Annotated in this window: 17 protein-coding genes and 1 tRNA gene; 2 read left to right on the top strand and 16 right to left on the bottom strand. The window is 63.1% G+C overall.

Going from position 1 to position 19,745, the window contains the following annotated elements; genetic code table 11:
• From Q0C17_RS16235 to Q0C17_RS16215, 5 genes are all read right to left on the bottom strand, one after another.
• Positions 1-736, bottom strand: a 736-nt coding sequence (locus tag Q0C17_RS16235) for an outer membrane beta-barrel protein (RefSeq protein WP_291208535.1), incomplete at its 3' end; no start/stop codon positions are given.
• A gap of 447 nt (positions 737-1,183) precedes the next feature.
• Positions 1,184-1,260: transfer RNA gene (locus tag Q0C17_RS16230), tRNA-His, on the bottom strand.
• 70 nt (positions 1,261-1,330) lie between these two features.
• Positions 1,331-1,873, bottom strand: a complete 543-nt coding sequence (nusG, locus tag Q0C17_RS16225) for a transcription termination/antitermination protein NusG (RefSeq protein ID WP_291208532.1) — start codon at positions 1,871-1,873, stop codon at positions 1,331-1,333.
• A gap of 49 nt (positions 1,874-1,922) precedes the next feature.
• Complete coding sequence (gene secE, locus Q0C17_RS16220; RefSeq protein ID WP_291208530.1) at positions 1,923-2,159, bottom strand: preprotein translocase subunit SecE; 237 nt, start codon at positions 2,157-2,159, stop codon at positions 1,923-1,925.
• Between the two features lie 632 nt (positions 2,160-2,791).
• On the bottom strand, positions 2,792-3,571 hold the full coding sequence (locus Q0C17_RS16215) for a DUF2189 domain-containing protein (protein WP_291208528.1): 780 nt from the start codon (positions 3,569-3,571) through the stop codon (positions 2,792-2,794).
• Between the two features lie 503 nt (positions 3,572-4,074).
• Between Q0C17_RS16215 and Q0C17_RS16210 the strand changes: the two genes are divergently transcribed.
• Positions 4,075-5,241 carry an acyl-CoA dehydrogenase family protein gene (locus tag Q0C17_RS16210; protein WP_291208525.1) on the top strand — a complete coding sequence of 389 codons (1,167 nt, stop codon included), beginning with the start codon at positions 4,075-4,077 and terminating at the stop codon, positions 5,239-5,241.
• Here Q0C17_RS16210 and Q0C17_RS16205 read toward each other — a convergent pair.
• Both Q0C17_RS16205 and Q0C17_RS16200 read right to left on the bottom strand, forming a co-directional pair.
• Positions 5,238-6,119, bottom strand: a complete 882-nt coding sequence (locus tag Q0C17_RS16205) for an SMP-30/gluconolactonase/LRE family protein (RefSeq protein ID WP_291208522.1) — start codon at positions 6,117-6,119, stop codon at positions 5,238-5,240. The two genes, Q0C17_RS16210 and Q0C17_RS16205, sit on opposite strands and share 4 nt — an antisense overlap.
• Before the next feature lie 34 nt (positions 6,120-6,153).
• Positions 6,154-7,032, bottom strand: coding sequence for a 2-dehydro-3-deoxygalactonokinase (locus Q0C17_RS16200; protein WP_291208519.1), 879 nt, complete (start codon positions 7,030-7,032; stop codon positions 6,154-6,156).
• 164 nt (positions 7,033-7,196) lie between these two features.
• On the opposite strand from Q0C17_RS16200, the gene mazG reads away from it, so the two are divergent.
• Positions 7,197-8,027, top strand: a complete 831-nt coding sequence (mazG, locus tag Q0C17_RS16195) for a nucleoside triphosphate pyrophosphohydrolase (protein WP_291208516.1) — start codon at positions 7,197-7,199, stop codon at positions 8,025-8,027.
• Here mazG and hflX read toward each other — a convergent pair.
• From hflX to Q0C17_RS16150, 9 genes are all read right to left on the bottom strand, one after another.
• Positions 8,024-9,346 (bottom strand): GTPase HflX, encoded by a 1,323-nt coding sequence (gene hflX, locus Q0C17_RS16190; RefSeq protein WP_291208514.1) that lies wholly within the window; start codon positions 9,344-9,346, stop codon positions 8,024-8,026. The two genes, mazG and hflX, sit on opposite strands and share 4 nt — an antisense overlap.
• Before the next feature lie 6 nt (positions 9,347-9,352).
• Positions 9,353-9,601, bottom strand: coding sequence for an RNA chaperone Hfq (gene hfq / locus Q0C17_RS16185; protein ID WP_291208511.1), 249 nt, complete (start codon positions 9,599-9,601; stop codon positions 9,353-9,355).
• Positions 9,602-9,672: 71 nt separating this feature from the next.
• The gene (locus Q0C17_RS16180; RefSeq protein ID WP_291208509.1) at positions 9,673-11,079 is read right to left on the bottom strand and encodes a potassium transporter TrkG; all 1,407 of its coding nucleotides are present in this window, start codon (positions 11,077-11,079) and stop codon (positions 9,673-9,675) included.
• Between the two features lie 3 nt (positions 11,080-11,082).
• The gene (gene trkA, locus Q0C17_RS16175) at positions 11,083-12,456 is read right to left on the bottom strand and encodes a Trk system potassium transporter TrkA (RefSeq protein WP_291208506.1); all 1,374 of its coding nucleotides are present in this window, start codon (positions 12,454-12,456) and stop codon (positions 11,083-11,085) included.
• 24 nt (positions 12,457-12,480) lie between these two features.
• A complete protein-coding gene (locus tag Q0C17_RS16170) occupies positions 12,481-13,866 on the bottom strand; it encodes a sigma-54 dependent transcriptional regulator (RefSeq protein WP_291208504.1) in 1,386 nt (461 codons plus the stop codon).
• Between the two features lie 12 nt (positions 13,867-13,878).
• Positions 13,879-16,143, bottom strand: a complete 2,265-nt coding sequence (locus Q0C17_RS16165; protein ID WP_291208502.1) for an ATP-binding protein — start codon at positions 16,141-16,143, stop codon at positions 13,879-13,881.
• A gap of 106 nt (positions 16,144-16,249) precedes the next feature.
• Entirely contained in the window at positions 16,250-17,623 is a 1,374-nt protein-coding gene (locus Q0C17_RS16160) for a sigma-54 dependent transcriptional regulator (protein ID WP_291208499.1), read from the bottom strand.
• A gap of 1 nt (position 17,624) precedes the next feature.
• On the bottom strand, positions 17,625-18,686 hold the full coding sequence (locus Q0C17_RS16155) for an ATP-binding protein (RefSeq protein WP_291208497.1): 1,062 nt from the start codon (positions 18,684-18,686) through the stop codon (positions 17,625-17,627).
• Between the two features lies 1 nt (position 18,687).
• A complete protein-coding gene (locus Q0C17_RS16150) occupies positions 18,688-19,677 on the bottom strand; it encodes a tRNA-dihydrouridine synthase (RefSeq protein ID WP_291208494.1) in 990 nt (329 codons plus the stop codon).
• Positions 19,678-19,745: the final 68 nt, after the last annotated feature.

The following is a 19,745-nucleotide window of genomic DNA, read 5'->3' as shown; positions in this document are numbered from 1 at the left end:
GCGGCGGCGGCGGCGGAGGGGGCGGCGGCGGCGGCGGCGGGGTCACGCCGAAAGCGTAACGCAGGCCGAGGGTCGCCGTGTGATCGGAATACTCCGCATCATACTTGGTGCCACCATGGTTGCCATCGAAGCCGAGATTGTCGGTCGCGAAGTACTTGTAACCGACGTCCATCGTCAGGCGCTCGGACAGAGCAAAGCCAACGCCGAGAAGGCCTTGGTATGCCAGGTTCGTGCTCTTGCTGTTGAAGCCGTTGCGGGCGTTCAGGTTCGGCGAGGTGCCGGAGACGCGGTTGGAGACTTTCGCATCAACGCGCGCACCACCGAGGCCGACGCCGATGTAGGGACGGATCACGCCGTCCTTATTGAAGTCATAGATACCGTTGATCATCAGATCGGTGACCGAGCCGTAACCGGCCGGGTTCGCCGTGGTGCCCGGCAGGGTGCCGTTGATCGCGGTGGAGACGTCGAGGTCGCCGGTGCGACGGCCGAGAGCGCCCTCAAGGCGGAGGCCGTTGTCGAAGGCGTAGCCGAGGCCGAAACCGAGGCCGACGAGTTCGGACGCATCCGAATCACCGCCGATCGAACCAGCGGTGTCCTCGACCCGGGGGTCATGGTCCAGCTTGCCGTCGAACGTGTATTGGAGGTCGGTACGACCGTACCAGCCCTCAGCGTGTGCAGTAAGACCGGCAGACGCAAAGGCGGCCGCGGCGGTCGCGCACATCAGAGTTTTCTTCATAATCTATCCCCTTTTGTGTGCCGATCGACGGAATTGTCTTCGGCCGCTAGGTTCATACGGATAAAACCGCATATTCGGGTGGTAATCCGTTTTTCCAGAATCTGCGAGCGAATTTCAGGATGAAATCACCGCTTTGCGTGGAAAAGTCCGCATACCGCGACCCTTTTGCAACAGGTTTTGGAGGCCGTCAAACCAAGGTTTTCAAACGGGATTGACGGCCATGACAACAACACCGGGCTCAGCCAAAGGTTCCCGTTTAGGGCCAGGTTTTCCGTTTTTTCCTGGAAGTGCCGGCCTCTTGCCGAAATTCTTTCCTTGATTGCGAGATTATTACTTCACCGCAACCCAGATATACCTGAGGTAGATCCGCCAAAAAAGTACATCGCTGGACGCCATAATGTCGGGGCGCGACACCAGACCACTGGCAGTGTTCTTGTGGGGGGAGGATGGTACCGCCTCCCCGGCTTGAACGGGGGACCTCTGGTTCCACAAACCAGCGCTCTAACCAACTGAGCTAAGGCGGCAACAAGGTTTTCGCATACAGGCGGGGCGCGGCGGTTTCAAGGCTGGGCCGCTGCCTGCAGGACGAGAATCTCAGACTTTGACGACCTGGTCGAACTCGAGGTCTACCGGGGTTCCGCGGCCAAAGATCGAAACCGTGACTTTGAGGCGGCCGTTGGCTTCGTCAATCTCCTCGACAGCGCCCTCGAAGCCCTGGAACGGGCCGTCGTTGACCTGAACCTGCTCGCCGATCTCGAAGCTGATGCGGGGACGCGGACGCTCGGCCGATACATCGGTCGATTTCCCGAGAATCCGGTCAACTTCGCGCTGGCGCACGGGAAGCGGCTTCTTGCCCCCTTCAGCACCCAGGAAGCCCGATACCTTCGGGGTATCCTTTACGAGGTGGTAAATGTCGTCGGTCAGCTGCGCTTTCATAAGCACGTAGCCGGGGAAATACCGGCGCTCGACCGTCTTCTTCTTGCCTCGCGCGACTTCGACGACCTCTTCGGTCGGCACTTCGATTTCCTCGATGAGGTGGGTCAGCCCCTTGCGCTCTGCCTGCTCGCGAATCGAGCCGGCGACCTTCTTTTCGAAGTTCGAGTAGGCGTGGACGATATACCATTTGGCATCAGGCATGGGCCGGGCGCGCTCCTGCGGAATTGGATTTCGGGGTCAAGGCCACGTGTCAGGCGCCCCGGATAAAGTTCACGAGCAACATAATCAGGTAATCAGCCGCAAACAGGAAGATCGCCATCACGATTGCCATGATGACCACGAAAATCGTTGCCTGGATCGTTTCTTGACGGGTCGTCCAGGTCACCTTGTTCCCTTCCGCACGCACTTGCGCGAAGAAAGTCAGCGGGCCAACCCGTTTCTTCTTCTCTTGAGGCGGTTTCGGCGCCTTGGTCGGCTTTTCGGCCATCTTGTCACTCATTCTTGAAACGCGGGCGGATAACCCGTTTGAGCCCCGGCGTCCACGGCAAATGTGCATTCGGACGCCACACTTGCGGATGTGGGCGGGCTCGCCACTGGCCGCAAGAGCCAAAAGACTTGACGTAGAGCCTCGCTCCTATCGGAGGGATGCGGCGATCCGCCGGTTGGCGATGAACCTGCAGAACCCGTTCAGTATCCTGGCGCATGGGCAAGGAGCAAGGCGTGCCCAAGCCCGTCCGGCAGCTGTGCCTTCGTTGCCGCGGTGCACGCCAGGCCTACGATTTCCGGACCGAGCAAGGGACCGAGTGATGGCGATCCAGGTATGTGAAGTCCTTCCGGCAACGGAAATGATCGCGATCCACCGGCTGAGGCGATCCAGCGAAGCGGTCCAGCTGCGCAAGCACGCGACATAGGTCGAGAACGAAAATGCAATGCTGGCAGCGCAGCGTAAGCGGATCCCGGACCCGAACCACGAAGCATCGCCCAGGCTTGCGCCATGAAGTCTGTCGGCGCGGTTCGGCTAGGTATCGAAACGCTCCACCAAAAAGGAAAACGTCCGCCGCCGGTTAGCGTGCGAGAATTCCATGTCATGCTCGATGCCGGCATCAGGATTGCTGGCGCCTAAGAGGAAACGATCGCCCGGTAAGCGTGCCAGCTGGCCATGCCGACAACCGGGAAAACGACAGCCAGCCCTGCAAACGCGAACCCTATGCCGATCACGGTAAGGAACACGATCAGGAAGGCCCAGAGCAGCATAGGGAAGAAGTTGCGATTCACTGACCGGACACTCGTCGCCAGCGCCATGAATACGTCGTAGCGCCGATCAAGGAGCATCGGCGCCGCAACGGCCGCGAGGGCATAGTTGCAGAAGGCGACAAACCCGCCTGTCACCAGACCTGCCAGCACCATCATCTGTCCATTTGGCTCAAGCAGCACAAAATCCAGAAACGAGGCCCGGTCATGGTGGATGCGCCAGGTAGACAACGCGTAGATGACCTGCGCGATCCGGGTCCAAAGGAAATACAGGAATACGAGAAGAAGGCCGAGCATCAGCTGTTCCCGGCGCACCGCGTCCCGTACCCAGAAAACATCCGGCCATCCTGGCTTGCGGCCCTCGGCCAGCGCACGGGACGCTGCATAGAGGCCCATGCCGAGCATTGGTCCTACAAGCAGGAAGCCCCCGAGCAGGACAAAGAACCAGCTGGCCGAGCCCGTCGAATAGAGTGCCCAGAAGATGCCGGCGCTGATCGCCGCCAAAACCAGTCCGTACGAAATGGCGAGCAGGGGGATCGCGGTGAAGTCACGCCATCCCGCCGCGAGCCAGCCGAACGGCGCCGTAAGCGGCAGGGTGTTGATCTCCGGCAGTCGCGTCGGCGCCGGCGCAGGCGTTGCCTCTTCCAAGTGTCTCTCCCCGGTTAGACTTTTTGCGTCACTCTGAGGGAAAACCGGGCGAAGAACACCATCGGGAAACTACGTAGGCCGGACGATCAGAAGTCCCTGTAGAAGCTGACAAGATCGCTGTCGGGATCTCCGGCTCTGTTGATCATGCCGCGCAGCTGATGTTCCGGCTGAGGGGGAGCTGGCGAGCGCCTCGCGACGGCGATCCATCCAGATGGGACGGCCCGTGCGCAAGTCACGGTGCAGCGTGATGGAGTTCTGCATCTGTCTGCTCTTTCAAGTCTGGAAAGGGCGCCAGACCGGCCGGCCCCGCATGCCGGGGGGGGAGCACAACCGGCGTTGCGGCAAGCTTCGAGGGGCGACGGCGCACGTCCTGGCTGGTTCCGCGAAGGCGGAAAATTTCCGCGTGGAGCGGGTTGCCGCCGGGGAGGCATTGCGCCGCAGATTGCACTGGGGCCGATGCGCCCTACAGATTGGTCATACCCGACAGGATGCACGAGGCGCCCATGCAATTTGAACTCGACGAAGATCACCGGATGCTGCGCGATCTCGTGCAACGGTTCGTGCGTGAGGAAGTGATCCCTCTGGAGGGCGCCGTGCTGGCGCGCGATGCAGCCGGGCAAGGTGCCTACCTCACCGCCGAAGAGAAAGCGCGTCTCGACCGGGTATCGAAGGAAATGGGGCTCTGGAGCCTAGACGCACCGGAGGAGCTCGGCGGCCTGGCGCTGCCGCATGTCGCTCTGGTCGCCGTCAACGAAGCGCTGGGCTCGAGCGCGGCAACCTACACCCTGCCCCCGGATTCGCCAAACCTGCGGATGCTGATGACGGCCGCAAACGAACGCCAGCGCGAAGCCTACCTCGCACCCTACGCGCGCGGCGAGACGGTGTCGGCGATCGGCATTTCCGAGCCGGGCGCCGGCGCGGACCCCGCTGGCATGCTCACCCGCGCTGTGCGAGACGGCGACGACTGGGTGATCAACGGCCGCAAGATCTGGATCACGCGCGCTTCGGAGGCCGACTTCACCATCCTCATGGCGATCACGGACAAGGCCAAGGGCGCGAAAGGCGGCATGTCGGCCTTCCTCGTGGACAAGGGCACGCCGGGCTTCAACGTGCTCCGGCGCATTCCCATGCTGGGCGGCGAGTTCACCTATGAAGTGGCGCTCGAAGATTGCCGGGTGCCCGGCTGGAAACTTCTGGGCAAGGAGGGCGATGGATTCGGGCCGATGCAGGTGCGCCTCGGCACGCGGCGCATGGAGATGGCCGCCTGGTGCATCGGCGCGGCGCAGCGCGCGCTGGACATGATGCGGGAGTACGCCCCGCAGCGGAAAACCTTCGGGCAGAAGCTCTCCGAGCGCCAGTCGATCCAGTGGTGGGTGGCTGACGCCGCCATGAAGATCCATGCCGCGCGGCTGATGGCCTATGACTGCGCGTGGAAGCTCGACCAGGGCAAGGACGTGCGTACCGAGATCTCGATGATCAAGGTGTACGCGCCGGAGATGGCCACGGAAATCCTTGACCACGCGATGCAGTGTTTCGGCGCAATGGGCATGACGAAAGAAATGCCGCTGCAGCTGATGGCCGGGCGCATCCGGAACATGCGGATCTATGACGGCCCGAGCGAAGTGCACCGGATGGTGATCGCCCGCAACCTTATGGACACGCGCCCCTAGGGCTTGGTGCCGAAGGAGCGGGCCGGCAGCCCGGGTACATCTACCGTGATGGCGAAAAGGCTGCCCGAGAGAGGCCGGGAGTCGAGTTGAGGGAAGCTGAGACCGGCACGCGAGGTCGTGATGAACAGCGTGCGCAGGTCCGGTCCGCCGAGGGCGCAGCCCGTGGGCAGCGGCGCGGCCAGCACAATCACCTGATCCACCTGCCCGTCCGGCGTGAAGCGGACGACCCGGGAGGCGCCGTGCAGGCAGGTCCATAGCCCGCCCTCCTGGTCTACTGCCGAACCGAACGGCATGCCGCCAAGTTCATGCGTGAAGGCGAAACTGCGACGCCCGCTGACCGCGCCCGTTTCAGGGTCGAAGTCATGAGCCAGGATTTCGCATTCCGCGGCATCACAGGTGTAGAAAGTGCGCCCATCCGGCGAGAACTCGAAGGTGCGGGACAGGAGGACGGATGGCAGGCGGATCGGCGAAATCGCCTTGTCCGGTCCATAGCGGTAGTAGTTCCCGACCGGTTCACGCTCGGAATCATCCTCGGTGGCGAACCAGAACGAGCCATCCGGCGCGACGCCGCCATCGCTCGTACGGTTGGTGTCCGGCTCCCCTTCGACCACAGTCAAACGCTCGTAGATCTCGGTCGCCGGATCGAAGAACCCAATTTCCCGGTCGGCGGCCATCAGCAACAGCCCATCGAACAGCGCAATCCGGCTCGGCCGGACCGGGAGTTCATACCGGCGGGTATTGCCGGTGCGGGGATTGTAGCGGTGCAGCTTGGCGCGCTTTTGATCGACCCACCACAGGAAGCCTTCAGCATGGCTCCACAGCGGAGACTGGCCAATGAGGCATCCGGTCGGCGCAACGCATTCAGGCGTGATGATCATCGAAGGGTGGATTTCCTCAGGTAGTCTGCGGGCCTTAGTCCTCGCCGAGCAGTCCCGCAAGATCGGCGATTTCAAACAGGCCATCCTGCAGGGCCTCGACCGCGGAGGTTTCCTCGACATCCGCCCCCAGCGCATCAAGGGCAAATCCGTAGGCTTCCAGCAGCGGTCCATCCGCCACCAGCAGCACCTCGTCGCCCGGATCATAGTGCGCCGCTACATCCGCGCCAATCATCAGTCCGGCGAGCGCCGCCGCCTTGTTGGCTGGCAACAGGGCGCCACGCCGGATTGCCGCCTCCACCGAGAATACCGGCGGGGAGTCGTCCGTGTCGAGCGCCCGCTCGATCCAGTCCTTGAACACCTGCATGTCGAACGTCTGCGGGCCCGGCGCCTGCAGGGACATCGTACCATGGGACAGGAGCAGGTCGCGCAGCTCCGCGGTGATCTCGGTCGAGAACTCCAGCAGGCGGCCATGCTCGACCACGCAGTGGCGGGTATGCTGGCCCACGATACAGATGGCACCATTGGCATCCTCGAGGCCAAATAGAATGGCTTCGGCGCCGCATGTCAGGTCCGGCGGCGCAAGCTGGCCGATCCACGGAACAAGGTGGATACTGCCGGCCATGCCCAGCTGGCCGGGCAGCTGGGCCAGCGGGAGCGGCGCATTGAGCTGGATTCCGCCAGACTTCAACAGGGAGGCTGAAACGTCGCCGCTGCCGATCACCGGCACGTCCGGCGCCGTGCCCAGCCATTCAGACAGGTGGTAGCGCAGCCGCCCCGCCCAGTCAGCATGCCCTGCAACGGGCTCTTCCCGCAACTGGACCGAAGACAGGATTTCGCCTTCGCCATCAAAAGCCCAGGCACGCAGCTGCGGCCCGGCCCACTCGAATCCGATCAGAGCCAGACTGTCCTTCATACCCTCACCTTGCCGGAAGCAATTCCGGCGAAACATGCATTCAGAACGGTCTCCCGTCTCCCGGCTGGCTGCCCGTGTCAATCGCCCGCGCCCCGCTGGGCCCCGGCCGCTTGCGCACCCGGCAGCCCCGAGGCAAGACCTAAGGCATCAACGGGAGCCCCTCCATGGCCATCGGAAAAGACAGAACGCCCGAAGCGGCAGCCGCGTTCCGCGAGCTGGCGCAGATCATGGCGCGCCTTCGCGATCCGGTTGCGGGATGCCCATGGGATCTGGAACAGGACTTCGCCACCATCGCCCCCTACACGATCGAGGAGGCGTATGAGGTGGCCGACGCGATCGAGCGCGGCGACATGGGCGAACTGCGCGACGAGCTGGGCGACCTGCTGTTCCAGGTGATGTTCCACAGCCGCATGGCCGAGGAGGCCGGGGCGTTCGCGCTCGCCGATGTGGTCGCCGCGATCAATGACAAGATGCTCCGCCGCCACCCGCACGTGTTTGGTGAGGACCGCGACGGACGCTCCGCAGACGAACAAACGGTGGCCTGGGAAACGCTGAAGGCCGCCGAGCGGGCGAAAAAGTCTGCCGCGAATGTCGCGCCGAGCGCGCTGGACGGAGTCGCCCGGGCTCTGCCCGCGCTGCTGCGCGCCGAGAAGCTGCAGAAGCGCGCCGCGCGCACCGGGTTTGACTGGACCGAAACGCCGCCGATCTTCGACAAGCTCGAAGAGGAGATCGCGGAAGTGAAGGAAGCCATGGCCTCCGGCGATGCGGACGCGGTGGAAGATGAAGTGGGCGACCTGTTGTTTGTGGTTGCCAACCTGGCGCGGCGCCTGTCGGTCGATCCGGAACAGGCGCTGCGCAAAGCGAATGCCAAGTTCGAACGCCGCTTCCGCGCGATGGAAAGCGAAGCCGCGCGTGATGCGGTCGACTTCCTGTCGCTCTCGCTGGATGAGCAGGAAGCCTACTGGCAGCGCGTGAAGCGCGCCGAACGCGCCTAGGCGGTCGCGTTCAGCAGGCCGGGAAACTCCGACCGGAACTGGCCCAGCCTTTCGACAGACAGGCGCACGACGAGGTGTGATGCGCCGTCGTCTTTCGCGCGCTCCTCGACCACATCGCCTTTCTGGTGAAGCCAGGCGCGGGCGCGCCCCTGCTCCGGCGCCAGGACGAGTTCGATCTCCTGCTGGCCGCCGAGCAATGATCTCTCGATCAGTACCAGCAGCGCTTCAATTCCGTCGCCGGTCAGCGCGGAGACCGCGACCGCGGGTGTGTCGGTTTCCAAAGCGGCGAGCGACATCATGGCCTCTGCCTGCCCTTCGGGCATTGCGTCGATCTTGTTCCAGGCTTCGATCATCGGCGGCAGCGGCAGGCCGGATTCTTTCTCGAGCCTCGTCAGCACAGTCATGACGTCGTCGGCCTGCTCGGCTTCCGCTTCGCTTGACCGGTCGCGGACGTGTACGAGGAGATCGGCCTGCAGCGACTCTTCGAGCGTGGCCTGGAAACTGTCGATCAGGTGGGTCGGCAGGTCCGAAATGAAACCCACGGTGTCGATCAGCGCCGCTTCGCCGAGCGAAGGAAGCTGCAGCTTGCGGATGGTCGGGTCGAGCGTCGCGAAGGGCATGTCCTTGGCAAACACATCCGCCCCGGTCAGGCGGTTGAAAAGTGTGGACTTGCCGGAGTTGGTGTAGCCGACGAGCGCAATCATCGGCGTGCCGGTGCGGCGGCGCCCGGCGCGCTGCACGGCGCGCGTGCGTTTGACCTCGTCGAGATCGCGCCGCAGGCGGATGATCTTGTCGTCCAGCATGCGCCGGTCCGCCTCGAGCTGGCTTTCGCCGGGACCGGACAGGAAGCCGGAGCCGCCGCGCTGACGCTCAAGGTGGGTCCACGTCCGGACGAGGCGCGAACGCTCATAGAGGATGCGCGCGAGTTCGACCTGCAGCCGGCCCTCTTTCGTCCGTGCCCGGAGTCCGAATATCTCGAGGATGAGACCGGTACGGTCGATGACCTTCATGCCGAGACGCTTCTCGAGATTGCGCTGCTGCACCGGCGTCAAAGCGCCGTCGATGACCTCCAGCGTGCAGTGCTCTGCTTCGAGATCTGCGGCCATCCGGTCCACGATGCCGCCCGAGAGGAGGTAGGATGGGTTTACCTTGCGCACCTGGTCTGGCCGGACGAATCCGAGCTGGCACCCAAGGGCTTCAACCAGGCCGGAAGTCTCCCTCAGACGGTCTGGCGTCGGACGATCGGCAGGCGTGAACCACGGGATAACCACGCCGGCAATCTCCGGCGCGGGCAAGCGATCTACGAATTTGTCAGTCAATACGGATCAATCTCCGTCCATCTCTTCGTCGAAGAGCTGGACTGGCGCGCTGGGCGCGATGGTCGAAATCGCGTGCTTGTAAACCAGTTGCGGCGGCCGCCCGTCTCCCCGCAGGAGCACACAGAAGTTGTCAAACCAGGTGACAACACCCTGTAACTTCACACCATTCACCAAGAAGACGGTAAGCGGCGTGCGGGATTTGCGAACGGCGTTGAGGAAGGTGTCCTGCAGGTTCTGTTTCTTGTCCGACGACATGGCTTTTGTATTCCTGCTACTGTTTTTGTTATTATCTCCGAGCTAAGTCCTTTGCTGCAGGCGCGCAAGGGTCAGCCCCGCCAAAAGCTCAGTGAAAGCGCGGGAAGCAGGGTCAAAATCTCCAATCTGCCCAAAAGCATGGCAGCAATCAGGAGAATCTCGCTGCCCAGGCCCAGATTTCCATCAGAGCCCGCAATCAGTCCTCCTGAAGACGTCAGCGCACCGATGGAAAGCCGGATTGAGTCGTCGAAGCCGAGCCCCATGAAACTGAAACCGATGAGGAACAAGAACACCGCGAGGACATAGGCGACGAAGTAGACCCAGACGCCAATTACGCTGCGCTCATCCAGTTCCCTGTCACGAAACCGGAAGCTGACGACTGAGCGCCGGTAGCCCAGTTGCTGGAATTCCTGACCGGCTCTCTGACCAAGGACGACGACACGCGCCAGCTTGATTCCGCCTGCAGCGGCCAGCGCCGAACCGCCGATCAGGCAGGGCATGACATACACCGTCAACGGAATGGATTTCGCCGCCTCCGGTGAGCCGAGCGGGATGCCGGAGGTGGACATTGTGGAGATCGACCACCCCAGCGCGTCACCGGCGGCGAGGCCGGCCAGCACAGCGAAGAGGGCAAAGAGGACGGTCAATCCGGCGAACAGGACAATCTCCGGATCCTGGACCAGGCCTGCCCAGGCACGCCGCCGGAACGGAAGCCAGAAGACGAGCCCCAGCGACCCGAGAAAGAGGCCGATCCCGAGTGCAACGGATACGCCGAGCGATGCGGGCGCACGGTCCAGCGCGTCCGGATGCACAAGGCCGGTCGTGATGACGCTGACAGCGTCGCCGAGTGCCCGGCCCGGCGCGACGCCGAGAACCAGCAACATGATGAAGATGAACATGATACCGAGACCGAACATCAGCCCCACCGGCATCAGAATGCGCGGCATGGCATCGAAGAAGCTCGTATCCGGCAGCGTAAACAGAACCGTCCGGTGGACACCCGGACCGCCGAGATTGACAGCAGCAAACACACCGGCCGCCCCCACGACAACGGCATAGGCGCCAATGACGTGTAACGCTCCGCGCCAGTAGATCAGGCTCGCCGGCCAGTCTTCGCCCGCGACACGGATGATCGAATGTCCGGTCGTGGTCAGGCACGCCGTCGCTTCATGGATGGCGGTGATGACAGAACTGTTAGCGACACCGAACACAAACGGTAAAGCCGTCGCGAGCGGCGTCAGGATCCACCAGAGGATCATGACGGCGAGCCCGTCAGACGGCCGCGCGCCGCGCCGAGGCGCCGGTGTGAGCAGCAAGACGCTTGCTGCCGCAACGGCGATACCAAGCGCCGTCACACTAAGTGAGATGACCTGCACCGTTTCGCCGGCCGCCACCGCAATGCCGGCGCCCAGAATAGCGGCGCCCGCCACGATCAGCATCAGCAGGCTCAGGAGTCTGGCGACTGACGCGTAGTTCATGGCTTAGAAATAGTCCGGATTGACCCGGAAGAACTTCTCGACGCTGCGCACCATCTCCGCCTCATAGAAGATCACGAGGTGGTCTTCTGGCCGCACGATGACATCGGAATCTGCCATGAGGATCTGGTTTCCACGCAGAACGGCCGCGGCGGTTACGCCTTCGGGAAGATCGTCATAGCCGAGCGCCTTGCCGATCAGCGAGGACGACTCCAGCGTAATGCCTTCCGCTACTTCTGCCATGCCGTCTTCCAGCGACTGGAGGCCAAGGATACGTCCCCGCCGCATGCGCAGCAGAACCTGCGACACGGTTAGCGCGCGCGGGTCCAGCACCGTGTCGACGCGCATGTCTGAGGCAAGGCTTGCCAACTCAGGTGCATTGATCAGAGCCAGCGCACGCTTCGCGCCTGCTCGCTTTGACAGGTTGCTGATCAGGAGATTCGTCTTGTCGTCATCCGTGATAGCAATCACAAAGTCGGCGCGGTCTACCCCGCCCTCGGCGAGAATATCGGGATTGAGCCCATCGCCATGGATGACAATCGAACGCTTCACCTGCGCAACGGCCTTGTTGGCCCGTTCCGCGCTGCGCTCAATCAACCGCACGCGAATATGGCTTTCCTTCTCGAGCACCTTGGCCACGTGAAGCCCCACGTTCCCGCCGCCGACGATCACAACGTGATCGAGCCGGCTCTGGTCGCGGTTGAAGATCGAGGTCAAACGCTCGGCGTGAACGTCCAGCACGGCGACGTAGGCGCGATCCCCCGGCTTCAGCACATCACGCCCGCGCGGTGCACGAATTTCCGTGCCGCGGCCGATGCCGATAACGCGCGCCGAAAGGTCCGGAAACACGCCTCGCATCTGGTCAACGGGAAGGTCTATCAGCGGGTTGTCGGCGCCGAGTTCAAAGCCCAGTAACTTCAGTCGCCCGCCGGCAAACGTTGCGCTCATAATGGTGCCAGGGGTCCGGAAGCGCTGAAGGATAGCGTCGCCAACTTCGGCTTCCGGCGAGATCACCATGTCGATGGGGAGGCCTTCGCGCGAGAAAATGTTCTTCCACGCCGCGTCGAGGTAGGAGCGGTCGCGCACGCGCGCGATCTTGAATGGAACTGAGAATATCGTGTGGGCGATCTGGCAGATCACCATGTTGATCTCGTCGAAGTGCGTCACCGCGATGATCATCTCGCAGTCCGCCGCCCGCGCGCGTTTCAGTACATCCGGATGCGCTGCATGGCCGACGATGCCGCGCACATCGAGATCGATCGAGACCTGATCTACCAGATCCGCGTTTTCGTCGATGATGGTGATTTCGTGCTTCTCACGCGCAAGCCGGCGGGCAATGCCCTGCCCCACGCGCCCGGCGCCGCAGATCAGAACGTGCATCAGTTCAGCCTTTCAGCCCGTGGGTCAACTATCGTGCCGCACGCCGGTTGTTATGCCCAAAGCCTTTAATTTTCGGTGGAGGGCAGAGCGTTCCATACCGATGAATTCCGCAGTCCGCGATATGTTTCCGTTAAATCGGGTAATCTGCAGTGTAAGGTACTCCCGCTCGAACTGCTCACGCGCATCGCGCAGCGACAGGCCAACGAGGTCGGCAGAGCCGGACTGCGCCGCCGGAGAGGCCGAACGGCCGGGATCGCGCGGCAGCTCGTCGACGCTGATCGGACGGGTCGAATCGGACGGCGACAGAATCAGGATGCGCTCAACGAGGTTGCGCAGCTGACGGATGTTCCCGGGCCATTCCATGGACTGGAGCACGGCCAGCGCCTCAGGCGTGAAGTTCCGGCAGATCAGGCCCGAGGTTTCTGCAATGCGTTCACAGAAATAAGTGGCCAGCTCCGTGATGTCATCGCGTCGCTCCGAAAGCGAAGGCACACGCAACGGAACCACGCTCAGGCGATAGAACAGATCTTCGCGGAAGTTGCCCTTCTCGATTTCGGCACGCAGGTCCTTAGTGGTTGCCGCCATCACCCGCACGTCGACGCTGACATCCGAACGGCCGCCGACGCGCTGGAAGCGCTGCTCTGTCAGCACCCGGAGGATCTTGTTCTGCGTTCCGATCGGCATGTCTGCCACTTCATCCAGCAGCAGCGTTCCCGTGTGTGCCCGTTCGAACAGTCCCACGCGGATTGTTCGGCCTTGCGAATCCTCTTCCCCGAATAGAGCAATCTCCATCTGGTCCGGCGCTATCGTCGCTGCGTTGACGACAACAAACGGCCCCTGCACCCGGCCGGAATTCTTGTGAATCAAGCGCGCCGCAAGCTCCTTGCCCACCCCAGCCGGTCCGGAAATCAGAACCCGCGAATTGGTCGGCGCAACCTTGTCGATGGAGGCGCGCAGCGTCGCTGCCGCCTGGCTGTTGCCGATCCACCGCTCTTCGTCGCCCGCCCGGTTGCGCAGCGCCGCGTTCTCATAGCGCAGCGCAGCCGATTCGATTGCGCGCTCCACGACCAGCATGAGCCGGTCCGCCTTGATCGGCTTTTCGATGAAGTCAAACGCGCCGCGCCGGATGGCCGCAATCGCCGTCTCGATGTTTCCATGGCCGCTGATCACAATCACCGGCAGGATCGGATCGATCGATTTCAGATACTTGAGCAAGGAAAGGCCATCCATGCCGCTCCCCTGCAGCCAGACATCGAGGATCACCAGACGCGGCGTCCGTGAACGAACTTCTTCCAGCGCCCGTTCGGCAGTGTCCGCAGTGCGCACGGAATAGCCTTCGTCTCCCAGGACGCCGGCCATCAGTTCCCGGATATCCGGCTCATCGTCTACGACTAGAATGTCGAGTGCCATTCGATCGTTCCTCTACAAACTGATTGATGAGGGCACATGCCCGCCATCATGAACTAGGTCGCGGCCGGACGTTTCGTCCGACTGCATTGTGAGCGCGCCATCCTCCGGCAGCAGCACGCGCACGCGCGCGCCGCGCAGGCCGTCTGGCCGGTTCTGAAGCGAGATCGAGCCGCCATGGTCCGCGATGATGCGGTTCACGATGGCAAGGCCAAGGCCCGTACCCTTCTCGCGCGTCGTGACATACGGCTCAAGCAGGCGATTGCGTACTTCGGCAGGAAAGCCCGGCCCGTTATCTTCGATGACAATCTCGAGCCCGGCGCCGTCGCGCGTCAGGATGATCCGGATATGTCCGGACACGTCATTCTCAATCGGCTGGCCATCAATTGCCTCTGCGGCGTTCTTCAGGAGGTTCCCGAAAGCCTGCGCCAGCAAGCGCTCATCCCCGAGGAAGGGCGCTTCGGCAAGTTCGGTTTCAAGCTCGATCTCGATATCTGGCGAGACAACGCTCTGCGCAAAACTTGCACCCTGAAGCACCGCGCGCATGTCAAACGGCGCAATGCTCGGCTTCGGCATCCGCGCAAAACTCGAGAACTCCTCGACCATCCGCGCAATGTCCTCGACCTTGCGCAGGATCGTTTCGATGCAACGATCAAACACACCGTCCGTGTCATCGATCTTGGACGCGTACCGCCGGCGCAGACGCTCGGTCGACAGCATGATTGGAGTCAGAGGGTTGCGGATTTCGTGGGCGATGCGACGTGCCACATCGCGCCAGGCGAGCTGGCGCTGCGCCGAGATCAGGTTGGTCGTGTCGTCAAATGTCAGCACACAGCCGCCCGAGGCCTCTGGAGCAGACTTCAGACGCACGCTTCGCGGCTCGCCTTTGCGCGTCAGCTCGAGGCTCGCATCCACCGCAGCGTTGCGCTCAAAGGTATCGCGCACGATCTTGCTGAAGCTTGGCGCAACATCGGCCAGCAAGGCGCCTTCAGGAACTTCATCCACGCCAAGGATTTCGCAAGCCGACCGGTTGGCCAGCGTGATGCGTTCTTCACGATCTACCCGGATCACCCCGGCTCCGATTTCGCCGAGCAGCGTCTCAACAAAGCGGCGGCGATCCTCTTCGTCCTTGCGGGCACGGATCAACGCATACTGCTGACCGGACAGCTGCTCCGTCATTGCATTGAACGAGCTGCTCAGCGCGTGCACTTCATCGACCGGGCCGGCCACAGGGACCCTCACACCAAGGTCCCCGTCGCGCACGGCGTGCGCCGCCGAAGCGAGCCTGCCGATCGGGCCGGTGATGCGCCCTGCTGCCTCAAGTCCCAGGCGGCCAGCCAGAAGGAGGACGAGGCCCACGATTTGCGTATAGCCGATCACGAAAATCGCCTGCAGCCGTCCGCTATTGCGTTTCGCCGCGTTGTACTCCTCGAGCGCCGTCTCCGCTTCGCGCAGGGAGCGCGCTGCGTTTCGGTCAAATACTTTCACCGCGTAGATGTAACCATCCACCGGCGCCGAAATCCGGATCAGCGCAGTCGCGATTCCTCGGCCTTCGTAGAGTGTGGTCGCCACCGCGCCGCTGTCAGCTTCGGTGAAGGCTGCCTTCGGAGGTGACAGCAAGATTGCGTCCTGCACGCTCGCTTCGGCGATCAGGTCCACGCCGTCGGGGCCGAGAATGGCAATCGTGAGGAACTCGCGGATCGCAAGTTCAGAGCGCAGTCCCTCAAAAAACTCCGCAGATGCGTAAGCCGCCACATCCGGCGTACCGGGCTCTGCGAGTGTCTGATCAACCTGCTTGGCGAAATTCTCCACATCCATCGCAGCAAGCCGCATGTCGGACTCGAACGTCGCCTGGAAACTGTCGACGTATGTACGGAAGATTTCGGTGTTCTGCTCCATCAGCTTGTCGACGCGCTCGCCGATCCAGCGATCCAGCCCGCGCGTGATGAAGGCGCCCATGAACACCGCCACGACCATTGACGGGATGAGCGCCGAGAAGCCGAACAGCAAAACGAACCGGCGCGCCAGCTTGCCGCCGCCATCATTGCTGTCGCCGCGAATGGCGAGGTACTCGCGCACCACGATTACCGCCAGGACGATGAGCAGGACGAAGTTCAGCCCGAGCAGCCACGGCGTCGCGCCGGCGGTCGGGTCATTCGGGGCGGCGCCGGAAATGGCAATGAAGGTGGCAAACACCGCGACGAGGGCCGCGATGATGAATAGCCCCTCAAAGAGGGCCCAGCTTGCTTTCGTGGCCGTTGAGTTTGTAGCTGTCGACACGCAATCCGGCTCTGTTAGGGCCCCGGCCCCGTGGCAATCCGGACACACATTACGTGCCCTTAATGCAACACTGATGCACTAAAGACACGGAATGGCGGGTCGTCAATCAGTCTTCTGCAATTCCGAGGGCATTAATCTTCGCGCGAAGCGTGTTCCGGTTCATTCCCAGCAATTGGGCGGCCTTAACCTTGTTGCCGGACGTCACCGATAGGGCGAGCCGGATCAGCGGACGCTCTACCCGGTCGATCACCGAGCTGTGCACCATCGAATCGCCGCTCTCGCCGCCTGACACGAGATCCCCCATCACGTACCGGTGCAGCAGCGCCTCGACTTCAGCCTCGAAGCCGGCATGGCCGCCCGCCTGTTCGGAAGCCCCCATGCGCATCTCGCGCTCGACGTCCATCAGCGTGATGATCGTGTCTGAACTGAGCACCGCAAGACGGATCACGAGGTTCTCGAGTTCGCGCACGTTGCCCGGCCAGTCATACGCTGCCATCAGGTCGAGCGCCGATTTCTCGAAGGTCCGCGCGGCCAGTCCCTGGCGCTGTGCGCGGATGAGAAAGGCGCGCGCAAGTTCCGGAATGTCTTCCTTTCGGTGACGGAGCGGCGGAATGGCGAGCCGCATTACGTTCAGGCGGTAATAGAGATCCTCGCGGAACTTGCCCTCTTCGACCAGCTTGCCGAGATTGCGCCGCGTCGAGGCGATCAGGCGGGCGCCGCCCGGCTCGCGCAGCAGCTTCACCAGCTGCGCCTGCGCTTCCGCCGGAAGGTCGCCGATCTCGTCGAGATACAGCGTGCCGCCCTTCATGTGCACAGCGCCGTCGGTGCCGTTTGCGCCGAACAGTTCGCGGTTGATCTCCGCAGCGGGCATCGCCGCAAGATCAAGGCCAATGAACTTGCCATTCTTGGAATGGCCGAGCTGATGGATGGCGCGTGCAGCGAGTTCCTTGCCGGTGCCGCTTTCGCCTTCGATCAATACTGTGAGGTCGGTGTTCATTACCTTGGCAATCAGGCGGTAGACTTCCTGCATCGCATCAGAGCGCCCGATCAGCGGCAGGCCAGCGTCCTGAACTGCTTTTTGCGCTTCCGGATGGATCAACCGCTCGACGTTCGGCGAAGACTTGAGCGCGCGCCGAACAAGGCTAGACAGAACGTCGATATCGAACGGCTTGGGCAAATAGTCGAACGCGCCATGTTCGGCGGCCGAGGCGGCGGTGAGGATCGTGTTTTGCCCGCTCATCACGATGAAGGGCAGGTCCGGCCTCGCCAGCTTCATGGAGGGCAGCAGGTCGAAGATCGACGTGTCGCCGAGATAAACGTCGGTGACGACGACATCCCCTTCCCCGTTGCGCACCCAGCGCTGCAGCGCATCGGGCGAACTGGTGGCACGCACTTCATAGCCCGCCGAAACGAGTGTCTGGTTGACGATCAGGCGAATGCTCGCGTCATCTTCGGCGAGCAGAACGGTCTTGTCGGCCATGTCAGCCGGCCTCCACGAGTGGCAAGAGAACTGTGAACCGGGTTGCGCCCGGCTGGCTGTCAACGCGTATCTGACCGCCATGCGCCGTGACGACTTCACTCACGACCGAAAGCCCGAGTCCACGTCCACCGGACTTTGAACTCTGAAAAACATCAAAAATGGTCGCTTGGCGTTCACGCGGTATCCCGTGACCATTATCCTCGAAGGAAATCAGCATCGCGCGGCGCAGGCCGGAGCCTAGCCGGGCCTGGCGCATCGCGAGCCCGGCAGCGTAGGCGGTGCGGATGGTGACTTCGCCCCGGCCATTCTCTTCAGAGGCCGCCTCGGCGGCGTTTCGAACGATGTTCTGAAAAGCCTGCTGAAGATGATCGGGATCCGCCTGGATATCCGGCAGGGAGGGATCGAACTCCCGCCTGAACTCGATCTTCGGCCCCATCGCTGCTCGCTCGGACGCGATCACCTTGTCCAGCAGCGCATGCACGTTGCAGCCCTGCATGCGCGGCGCCGAGAACAGCTCGAACGCCGACAGACGGTTGACCAAACGTTCAATGCGGCGGGCTTCATCCTTGATGATGTCGAGCAACTCGGCCTGGTCGGTATGCCCCTGCCGCTCCAGCAATTGGGCAGCACCGATGATGCCGGCGAGCGGATTCTTTACTTCATGGCCCAGAATGCGACCGAACCCGGCTGCGCCCGCGATACCTTCGGACGGATCGCGCGCCGGCGCTTCTCCGAGAACCAGAATGAAGTCACCACCGTCCACGCTGCGGACCCGCACATCGCAGATCGTCCGCACCGGTACGGACGGTCCCGATACAGGAGTCGAAGGGGCCGTGATCTCGGCGGGCTCGCGCGCGGCCCGGTCGATCAGCTCGAACAAGGGAGAGTCGTGATAGATCACTTCGCTCAGCGGGCGTTCGACCAGCGCCCGGCGGGACAGTTGCAGCAGCGCTTCTGCCGCCGCATTCACATTGCAGATCCGCCGCCGCGCATCGATGTGTAGCAAGGCGACAGGCGCCAGCTCCGACAGGTTTGCAGGGCGCGTTTGGTCAAGCGTAGGCATTTCAGACCAGCTCCTCGGGGATTCTTTCCAGATAGACCGCACGCAAGGCGCGGGTAAGTTCGGCCGGATCTTCAATCCGGCAGAGTTCGGATCGCAGCGCGCGGCGCTCGGCCGCAGGCAGCGGCAGCGCGAGATGATCGATCGCCGCCGCGACATGCTTACGCGCCATCCGTAGGCCGAGGCTGGAGCCGTAGAGCGCGAGCGAATCCGCAACCTGCTCGGCGAGACTGTCGCACTGTGCGGCCATGTCCGGCATGCGCCAGCGGCGGCCGTCGAGCGCAGCAGCAATCTCACCCGGCAGCCAAGGCCGCCCCATCGCCGCGCGGCCGATCATCACGCCGTGTGCGCCGGACTGCCGCAGCGCTTCCCGCGCGGAGGCAGCATCGCGGATATCGCCGTTTACGATCACGGGCAGCGCGACGGCGTCGACCGTTTCGCGCACCGCCGACCAGTCGGCCGCGCCGGCATAGAACTGGCAGCGCGTGCGCCCGTGAACGGTGAGCATCTGCACGCCTTTGCGCTCGGCAATCTGCGCCAGCGCCGGCGCGTTCCGGAGCGTATCGTCCCAGCCGAGCCGCATCTTCAGCGTCACGGGGCGCGCGCCCGCGCCTTCGATGGCCGCATCGATGATCTCGCCGGCAAGCTCCAGGTCGCGCATCAGCGCCGAGCCCGACTGGCCGCCGGTCACCTCCTTGGAGGGGCAACCCATGTTGATGTCGATCACATCGACTCCGGCTTCCGCCATCAGCTTGGCGCCCGCCAGCATGTCGCCCGGACGGCGCGCGGCGAGCTGGACGATCCAGAACCCGGCGCCCTCATGCCGGCAGGTGCGCCGCACCACATCCGGCCGGGCCTTCGCCAGCGTTTCGCCCGCCACCATCTCGGACACGACCGCCGGCGCGCCGAAACGCACGGCCTGACGCCGCATCGGAGCGTCCGTCGCGCCCGACATCGGCGCCAGCCAAACCCGAGGTGCCTTATATTTAATCATTTCTTTATCTTCACGAATTCCGCTTCTCGAGCAAGCGCCCAAATGATGTGCAGCACAATTTTCGTGCA

This window comes from Hyphomonas sp. (genome assembly GCF_022844445.1).
Classification (GTDB): domain Bacteria; phylum Pseudomonadota; class Alphaproteobacteria; order Caulobacterales; family Hyphomonadaceae; genus Hyphomonas.
This window is presented reverse-complemented; position numbering and strand designations above follow the sequence as displayed.

What these genes read in the sequence shown, in the direction of transcription:
- secE (WP_291208530.1), bottom strand. Translation starts at nt 2,159, where the DNA reads ATGGCCGAAAAGCCGACCAAGGCGCCGAAACCGCCTCAAGAGAAGAAG.
- hfq (WP_291208511.1), bottom strand. Translation starts at nt 9,601, where the DNA reads ATGTCGTCGGACAAGAAACAGAACCTGCAGGACACCTTCCTCAACGCC.
- nusG (WP_291208532.1), bottom strand. Translation starts at nt 1,873, where the DNA reads ATGCCTGATGCCAAATGGTATATCGTCCACGCCTACTCGAACTTCGAA.
- Q0C17_RS16155 (WP_291208497.1), bottom strand. Translation starts at nt 18,686, where the DNA reads ATGCCTACGCTTGACCAAACGCGCCCTGCAAACCTGTCGGAGCTGGCG.
- Q0C17_RS16205 (WP_291208522.1), bottom strand. Translation starts at nt 6,119, where the DNA reads ATGATCATCACGCCTGAATGCGTTGCGCCGACCGGATGCCTCATTGGC.
- Q0C17_RS16170 (WP_291208504.1), bottom strand. Translation starts at nt 13,866, where the DNA reads ATGGCACTCGACATTCTAGTCGTAGACGATGAGCCGGATATCCGGGAA.
- trkA (WP_291208506.1), bottom strand. Translation starts at nt 12,456, where the DNA reads ATGCACGTTCTGATCTGCGGCGCCGGGCGCGTGGGGCAGGGCATTGCC.
- Q0C17_RS16150 (WP_291208494.1), bottom strand. Translation starts at nt 19,677, where the DNA reads ATGATTAAATATAAGGCACCTCGGGTTTGGCTGGCGCCGATGTCGGGC.
- mazG (WP_291208516.1), top strand. Translation starts at nt 7,197, where the DNA reads ATGGCCATCGGAAAAGACAGAACGCCCGAAGCGGCAGCCGCGTTCCGC.
- Q0C17_RS16210 (WP_291208525.1), top strand. Translation starts at nt 4,075, where the DNA reads ATGCAATTTGAACTCGACGAAGATCACCGGATGCTGCGCGATCTCGTG.
- Q0C17_RS16160 (WP_291208499.1), bottom strand. Translation starts at nt 17,623, where the DNA reads ATGGCCGACAAGACCGTTCTGCTCGCCGAAGATGACGCGAGCATTCGC.
- Q0C17_RS16180 (WP_291208509.1), bottom strand. Translation starts at nt 11,079, where the DNA reads ATGAACTACGCGTCAGTCGCCAGACTCCTGAGCCTGCTGATGCTGATC.
- Q0C17_RS16200 (WP_291208519.1), bottom strand. Translation starts at nt 7,032, where the DNA reads ATGAAGGACAGTCTGGCTCTGATCGGATTCGAGTGGGCCGGGCCGCAG.